At 62.3% G+C, this 1,618-nt stretch carries 1 protein-coding gene; it reads left to right on the top strand.

Annotated elements, in window-relative coordinates:
* On the top strand, positions 1-1,618 hold a 1,618-nt coding region (locus tag PI246_RS18350; RefSeq protein ID WP_320552770.1), incomplete at both ends, for a methyltransferase.

Raw genomic sequence — 1,618 nt, forward strand, 5'->3', positions numbered from 1 at the left:
AGGCGCGGCTGCACGAGTGCGAGGGCGTGCGCCAGGCGCACGTCGCCGTACGCGAAGACTCGTCCGGGGAGAAGCTGCTGGTTGCCTATGTCGTGCCGCAGGACACGCCGCCGCACGGATGGAGCGAGAACGTCGAAAGACAGGTAGACGAGTGGACCGGCCTCTTCGACGAAACGTACACCGACGGAAAAGACACCGCAGAGAAAGCCTTCAATATCTCGGGCTGGGTCAGCAGCTATACCCGCCAACCGATTCCTTCCGAGGAAATGCATGCCTGGCTGGACGGCACCCTGTCGCGCATCCGGTCGCTCGCGCCGCGCAAGGTACTCGAGATCGGCTGCGGCACGGGCCTGCTTCTGCTGAACCTCGCCCCTGACTGCGATGCATACGTCGGCACCGACATTTCGGCGGCCACCGTGGACGATTTGTCGGCGCAGATCTCGCGCGATTCGCGGCTCGTCGCCAAGACGAAGGTGTGGCGGCGACAGGCGAGCGATTTCTCGGATATGCGCCGGGGCGATTTCGATATGATCGTGCTCAACTCGGTCGTGCAGTATTTTCCCGATATCGATTACCTGGCTAACGTCATCCGCGGCGCGATCGATCTACTCGATGGGAAGGGATGCGTATTCCTGGGCGACATCCGCCATCATGGCCTATTGGAAGCCTTCCATTTCTCGGTGCAGCTATACCAGAGCGATGGCGCTGTCGCGCCGGATGTGCTCGATCGAATGACTCGAACCCGCGCGCGTGCGGAGCTCGAGTTGCTGGTGGATCCAACCTGGTTCCAGGCATTGCGGGAGCGATTTCCGTCGATTCGCGACGTGCGCATCCAGCCCAAGGCCGATCCGTACCGCACCGAGATGTCTGCCTATCGGTACGATGTCATGCTCGACATCGATGCCGACGCAAGTACGCGGTCCGTGCCAGTGCTGTGGACCGAGTACTCGCCGATGCAGACGCTGGATGACCTGGCGGCGCTTATTCAACGGCATGCCGGGAGCGTGTTGGGCATCGCGAATATCGCAAATCCGTTCGTGCGACCGGACGTGTTGGCGCTGGAGCGATTACGCGATGCCGGCAGCGGCAGCGACGTGACCGCGTTGCGCGCGTTGCAGCGCGAGTCGCGTAGCCAGGGTTGGACGTGCGACGACGTGAGGCGCATCTGCGAAGCGCACGAATGTGATGTCGTTTTCCACTGGTGCGATAGTGCGTGGCTCGGCGACTACCATGCGGCAGTCTTCCCGCGCGGGGAGTCTCCGATCATCGATTGGAGGGCTCGCACCGGCATCGTGGACGAGGGGGCCGAGCGTTGTCTTCCGTTCAACCATCCTTCGCATGCGAAGTGGTTGCGAGACCTTCCCGGGCAGTTGCGCGCGTCGTTGATGGAGTCGCTACCGTCGTACATGGTGCCGTCGGCGTACGTGGCACTGGATGCATTTCCCCTGACGCCGAACGGAAAGCTGGATCACAGGGCGTTACCGGCACCGGATGCCCAGTCGCTGGTGAAGCGAGGATACGAAGCGCCGCAAGGTGAGACAGAGTGGTTGCTGGCGCAGTTGTGGGGTGAGTTGTTGCAAGTGTCTCGGGTGGGTCGCCAGGATCATTTCTTCGAGCT

The sequence above is a fragment of the Luteibacter sahnii genome (assembly GCF_034063545.1).
Lineage (GTDB): Bacteria > Pseudomonadota > Gammaproteobacteria > Xanthomonadales > Rhodanobacteraceae > Luteibacter > Luteibacter sahnii.